Here is a 5,535-nt window from a genome sequence, read left to right as displayed (position 1 = left end):
CGCGGACCGTCCTGGAGGCCGTGCGGGCAGGACGCAGCGGCCACTCCCGGCAGGGTGCGGGAGCGGCCGACGGTGCGCAGGTCAGCGGCGGCCATGCCCGCCCGGGTCGCCGTTCAGCCCGTGGGTTTCGACACGGTTGTTGCTCCGCTCGATCTCCTCGAGGTTGTGGTCGCGGGTGTCCTTCATCATCCGGACCTGGCTGACCGTGGCATCGGTGATGCCCACCAGCGCGTCGCGGATGGACATCATGGTCTCCTTGGTGGTCTGCCGCTCCTTCTGCTCCTGCGGCCTGGCCTTCTCGGCGAACTCACCTTGCGTGCCGGGCCACGTGACCGTCGGGGCCAGCTCGTCGAGGAACTCCTCGGTCATGCCCCTGGCCAGGGTGCCGATCTCCTCCAACTGCCGTGCCAGGGCCTCGATCCGGTGCGGGTCGACGTAGTACCGCTGTCCCATGGTCAGTCCTCCCCGTCCTCACCGAGCGCGTCCCGCCACGCGGGAGTGTCCCGGCCGCCACGTGCGGTGTCCTCGTCGTCCTCGTGCAGCACCTCGGGGCCGAAGATCCGCTCCCAGTCCAGCTCGAAACCCTTCAGCTCCGGCACATTGCTGCTCGGCTCGGTGAAGGGCGCCATCGCCTTCATCACGTGCCGGTTCATCTTCACCCGCGCCGCGCTCGCCGCCTCCAGCACACTGGCGGCCAGCTCCTGCGGGGACATGTCGCGATACTTGTTCTCCAGGAACTCGATCCCGGTCAGCTCGCCCTGCGGGCCCACGGTCGCACGGACCGCGCGGTCGGAGGAGAGCACCGCGAACGACGCCTGCCGCAGCTCGCGCTCCGTGCGCGCGACCGCCTCCTGGGCCGCCTGGAGTTCGGCCATCGCCTTCTCCAGACGCTTCTCCAGCGGTTCCGTCACGCCCGCCCCGCCCTTCCGCGTCGGTCTGTCGCTCCGTACATCCGGTCCGTACGCCTGGTCCGTGCGTCCTGCTCCGGACCGTCAACGTGTCTGCTGATCATGCCTGGTGAGATCCCCGCCGCGAAAGCCCGGCCGGGTGTGATCCGTACCGGACCGTGTCATGGTGAGGTGCCGCGGACGTGAACGCGTGTGCCGATGAGGTGAACTTCAGCCCCACGGGCGCTCCGCCCCGTCTCGGGAACGGCGGCCGGGGCACACTTCGCACTACCTCTCGCCGTCCTCCGGGCCACATCTCCACCAGAACCCTTGACTCCGTACGCACATGCGCGCGCCGACACTGATCAGCCGGGGAGCCCAGAATGCCACACACCCCCCGCACACGGGGGCCCGCGCAAGCTCCGAATCGGCCCCTCACGTGCCCGTTCGACGCCCGGTTGGAGCACGTTCCGGGAGCTGCGCGACAGGTGCGGACAAACCGGCTGGGCCACGGCGTTGTGAGGGCCGGCCGGGGCCGGGCGCACCGCCGGCCGATCGCCGAACTCGAGCTCCGTCACCGGCTGCGGGCCCGCGCCGAGGACCGGATCCGGGCCGCCCGGGCCACCGGCCTGCGCAACCTGCCCCTGCACACCACAGCCCAGAACAAGGCCTGGCTCGAGATCGTCCAGATCGCCCTCGACCTGCTGGCCTGGATGCCCATGCTCGCCCAACACTGGCACACACGAGGCCGGTCACATCTTCGGGCTGGGCCACGTGGGTTCCGGGCACTCGAATCTCACCATGTACACCAAGGCGGACCGCTGCGAAGTGAAGAAGAGGACACTCGGTAAGGGCGACGTCATGGGGCTTCGCAGCATCTATTAGGAGGACTCCGTGAGCTGGGTCGGACCACGTGCGATGGCGGTGGGATTGGCAGCCGTGGCGTTCACCGCGGTTGGGTGTGGACCAGATGGGTCTGAGGGTGCCGACGCGAAGAGCGAGAGTGTGTGCGCGAGCGACGTCTTCTACGAAGGTCGCACATACATAAGGCTCTCGAATGTCGAGTTCGAAGCCGGCCAGAAGCTCGGTACCGCCACGCGTCCGCCGTGCCGTGACACCAATGACCAAGCCGCCGAAGTACCGGAGACCTCGGAGAACGCCTATGCGGTGAGCGGCATCTCTCCGGACCTGGCCATAGCGATCGGGCCATCTCCTGAACAGGCGGAAGCCTTCAGGGTCCTCCGCTCTGACAAGAAGATTCCCCCCGAGGTACAGGAGCTGATCGACGGATCGTGAGGCGAGGCGCGGGACTGGGCTTCGCCCTCCATGAAGCGCGCCAAGCCGACCTCCCCGACGACGCCGGAACCTGTCCCGGCGCGCGCTGACCGATGAGTTGATGTGAAGCCCCGGGGCGAGTGCCCCGGGGGTTCTCGCCGTAACGAGGGACTGAACGCCAACTGCGCCCGCTGCGGCCGCCCGCAGGCGATGATTGAAGGACAGGTATGTCACGCCCACGATCTGCTCGCCCGTCGGAAAACACGGTCACCTCGATCGCGAAGCTCCTTGGCGCCTCCCGCAACACCATTGACGCTAACTAGGATCGTGCGCCAGTGAACAACTCCTGGAATACCGCGCCTCGAGGTGGAGTGAGGCTGTCGGGCGCAGCTGTTGAAAGACCGTGGCTGTCCGTCGGTCGTGATGCGACGATCAATTCCGCATTTTGATCCACATCCGCGTTCCGGAGGTCCGTATGGACGTCACCTCGCTGCTGCCGTTGGCCACGCCCCGGCTGTCGCTGCGTCTGTTCACTCCCGGCGACGCCGACGACCTGTACGCCTACCAGAGCCTGCCGAGCGTGGCGCGCTACTTGTACCGGCCGGCGCACACGCGGGAGCGCACTGAGCAGGTTGCGGCCGAGCGCGCGGCGCACTCGGTTTGGTGCGCCGACGGGGACGAGCCGGCGCTTGCTGTGTGCCGACGCGATGAGCCCGGCGTCCTTGGCGAGGTGACGCTCACCCTGGCCAATGCCCGCGCCGCCCAGGCCGAGATCGGCTGGACTCTCGACCCACGTCACCAGGGGCACGGCTATGCGACGGAGGCGGCCGAGGCGCTGGCCGGGTTTGCCTTCGACAGGCTGGGCGTGCACCGGCTCTACGCACGGCTGGATGTGGAGAACACCGGGTCTGTGCGAGTCCCTGAGCGCCTCGGGATGCGTCGGGAGGCGCACTGGTCGAGAACGATCTCGACGGGGATCGCTGGGGCAGCGAGTACATCTACGCGGCGCTGGCCGCGGACATTGGCGGTCAAGTGGGCAGTTGAGCCCGACGGGCCCGGCCTCGACTGCTGATCCGGGGCATCCCGTGTCACGTTCCCGTCGGACCCGCGCATCCGTCAGTGGCTGACGCCCATCGCTGAACAGTCAGCGCCGGCCCGCCAAGATCTTCGCTTGGCGGGTTGGCGCATCTGTGCCATGCCCTGCTTCAGATGCGGATCACTATCTTTCCGCGGGTGCGTCCGCGCTCGGCGTGCGCGTGGGCGTCGGCGATCCGCTCCAGGGGGTAGGTCTGTTCGATGTGGGGTGTGTAGCGGCCTTGCCGGCCCAGTTCCGCGGCCGCGGACAGGAGGGTGGAGTCGTTCTCCGCGTTGACCACATGCGTGCCCAGGCGCTGCCCGCCTGCGTAGTCGGCGACCGTCGCGACGCGCGTCGGGTCGCCCGTGATCGCGACGAGGTCGTCCAGGGATCCGGAGGCCGCAGTGTCGAGCGCGATGTCGACGCCGTGCGGAGCGAGAGCGGAGAGACGCTGCGCGAGGCCAGGGCCGTAGGTGGTGTGAACGGCGCCGAGAGAGGTGAGGAACTCGTGGTTGCGTTCGCTGGCTGTCCCGATCACGGTGGCACCTTGTGCCACAGCAATCGCGACTGCCGCACTGCCCACACCTCCGGCGGCGCCCTCGATGAGAAGGGTGCGCCCCGCGAGGGAGCCGAGCGCGTTCAGGCCACGCATCGCGGTCACGGACGTGAGACCGGCGCCCGCAGCCTGCTCATCGTTCCATGTGTCGGGGGCGTGGGCCCAGGCCGAGAGGATGACCAGCTCTGCGGTTGCGCCGGTGACACCGCCCAGCCCGAAGACGCGGTCGCCGATGCTGACCCCCTGCACTCCGTCACCGACTTCGTCGACCACGCCGGCGGCGTCACGCCCGGGAATGGCGGGCAGCTCCAGGGCAATCAGCTGGTGCAGGGCGCCGGCGCGCAGCTTCCAGTCGATGGGATTGACGCTGGCCGCCGCGACGCGGACACGGATCTCACCACGTCCGGGGTGGGGGTCGGGGGCCTGCTCGATCACCAGGCTCTCCGCTCCGCCGTATTCATGGAAACGGGCTGCACGCATAATGTCCTGCCTTACCTTTATAGGTCGAAATGATGGCATTCATTCGACGCCCGTTACTCTGATGAGGTGCACATCGGCACGCGGGCCCTCATCCGGCCGGAGGAGGCCGGGTGCGGATCGGTGAGGTCGCCGAGCAGGCAGGCGGCCACCCGCCCCGAAAAACCACGATCCTGCCCGTCGTCGGAATACCTCCCGCCGAGTCGATGCTCCGGAAGATATCCAGAAGGTCGGTCACCATCTGGATACCAAGACCGGAGACAGGAGACCCTCGATGGCGCAACGGCCCCCGCTGCCACCCGACTTGTTCGACGAGCTGTGCCCGTCCTCGCTGCTGCCTTTCCGCTTCGGCGACAAATGGGCATCCATGGTCCTCAGCTGCCTGGAAGACGGCCCGCGCAGATACTCCGAACTCCGCGTGCCACTGGGCCGCGTCACCCCGAAGGCGCTCACCCAGTCGCTCCGCGGCTTGGAGCGGAACGGGTTCGTGTCACGCACGGTGCACGCCGACCCGAAACTGCGGGTGGAGTACGCGCTGACACCGCTGGGCCGCAGCGTGCTGGAGCCGCTGGCCGCCTCGTGCCGATGGGCGGCCGAGCACTGGGACGAACTGCTCGACGCCCGCGAGGGCGGCATCTCCTCCATCGGCTGACTCGAACCCGCGTTGGCGCGTGCCGCACCGGACGAGCCGCGCCTCTGAGTTGACTCGGGACATCGCCGACAGCGGTGTCCGCGGCCCGCCGTAGCCGCCGGTCGGCCGTGGTCTTCCCGGAGTACAACGACCCGCCCCGGACGACGGATGCGGCGTTCACTCCTCCTGGCCGTCGTCGTCATCCTGCCGGGGGCCGCAGCCCCTGGGCCGGCTGGGAGGCGGTGAAGCTGTAGCGGCCCAGGCAGTTGAGGTTCTCGTGCTTGAGCGGGGAGAGCCGGGCGACGTCCTCGCCCCTGATCTCGTGGCCCTCGGCGCGGAGCTGGGCGACTGCGGCGTCGATGTAGCGCGTCGTCCACAGGACCACGGCGTTCAGCACGAGACCCAACGAACCCAACTGATCTTCCATCCCGTCCCGGTATGCCTGGTGGAGGGTGCCCTTCTTGCCGTGGCAGATGTCGCGGGCGAGCTCGTGGCGGGATTCCTGGACGGTGAGCTGCTTGATCGTCGCGGCCGGCCGCGGACCCGATCGCGGGTGACGGGGCCGGCCAGGGTGGGACGGGTGGCGGGGCGCGGGATGTCCGCGGCCCCACCGGGTTCCGGCTCGCGTCACGCC

The 5,535-nt window shown here is 68.9% G+C and carries 5 protein-coding genes and 3 pseudogenes; 4 read left to right on the top strand and 4 right to left on the bottom strand.

Annotated elements, in window-relative coordinates:
• Positions 1 to 81: 81 nt before the first annotated feature.
• Both IE178_RS14470 and IE178_RS14465 read right to left on the bottom strand, forming a co-directional pair.
• Entirely contained in the window at positions 82 to 453 is a 372-nt protein-coding gene (locus tag IE178_RS14470) for a hypothetical protein (RefSeq protein WP_184761666.1), read from the bottom strand.
• 2 nt (positions 454 to 455) lie between these two features.
• Positions 456 to 911 (bottom strand): YbaB/EbfC family nucleoid-associated protein, encoded by a 456-nt coding sequence (locus IE178_RS14465; protein WP_184761667.1) that lies wholly within the window; start codon positions 909 to 911, stop codon positions 456 to 458.
• A gap of 524 nt (positions 912 to 1,435) precedes the next feature.
• Here IE178_RS14465 and IE178_RS14460 point away from each other — a divergent pair.
• The 3 genes and pseudogenes from IE178_RS14460 to IE178_RS14450 all read left to right on the top strand — a co-directional run.
• A pseudogene (locus IE178_RS14460) lies at positions 1,436 to 1,615 on the top strand (transposase); the annotation flags it as partial.
• A 166-nt stretch (positions 1,616 to 1,781) separates the two neighbouring features.
• The gene (locus IE178_RS14455) at positions 1,782 to 2,183 is read left to right on the top strand and encodes a DUF6281 family protein (protein ID WP_193512534.1); all 402 of its coding nucleotides are present in this window, start codon (positions 1,782 to 1,784) and stop codon (positions 2,181 to 2,183) included.
• A 454-nt stretch (positions 2,184 to 2,637) separates the two neighbouring features.
• A pseudogene (locus IE178_RS14450) lies at positions 2,638 to 3,206 on the top strand (GNAT family N-acetyltransferase).
• 161 nt (positions 3,207 to 3,367) lie between these two features.
• Here the strand turns inward: IE178_RS14450 and IE178_RS14445 are convergent.
• Complete coding sequence (locus IE178_RS14445) at positions 3,368 to 4,273, bottom strand: NADP-dependent oxidoreductase (protein WP_193512533.1); 906 nt, start codon at positions 4,271 to 4,273, stop codon at positions 3,368 to 3,370.
• Between the two features lie 271 nt (positions 4,274 to 4,544).
• Between IE178_RS14445 and IE178_RS14440 the strand changes: the two genes are divergently transcribed.
• Positions 4,545 to 4,922, top strand: a complete 378-nt coding sequence (locus IE178_RS14440; protein ID WP_184761670.1) for a winged helix-turn-helix transcriptional regulator — start codon at positions 4,545 to 4,547, stop codon at positions 4,920 to 4,922.
• A gap of 178 nt (positions 4,923 to 5,100) precedes the next feature.
• Here IE178_RS14440 and IE178_RS14435 read toward each other — a convergent pair.
• Positions 5,101 to 5,418 (bottom strand): annotated as a pseudogene (locus tag IE178_RS14435) (Tn3 family transposase); the annotation flags it as partial.
• Between the last annotated feature and the right edge of the window lie 117 nt (positions 5,419 to 5,535).

It is taken from the genome of Streptomyces griseoloalbus (genome assembly GCA_014650015.1).
Lineage (GTDB): Bacteria > Actinomycetota > Actinomycetes > Streptomycetales > Streptomycetaceae > Streptomyces > Streptomyces griseoloalbus.
The sequence above is the reverse complement of the archived record's forward strand: the minus strand, read 5'-3'. Positions and strand labels throughout refer to the sequence as shown.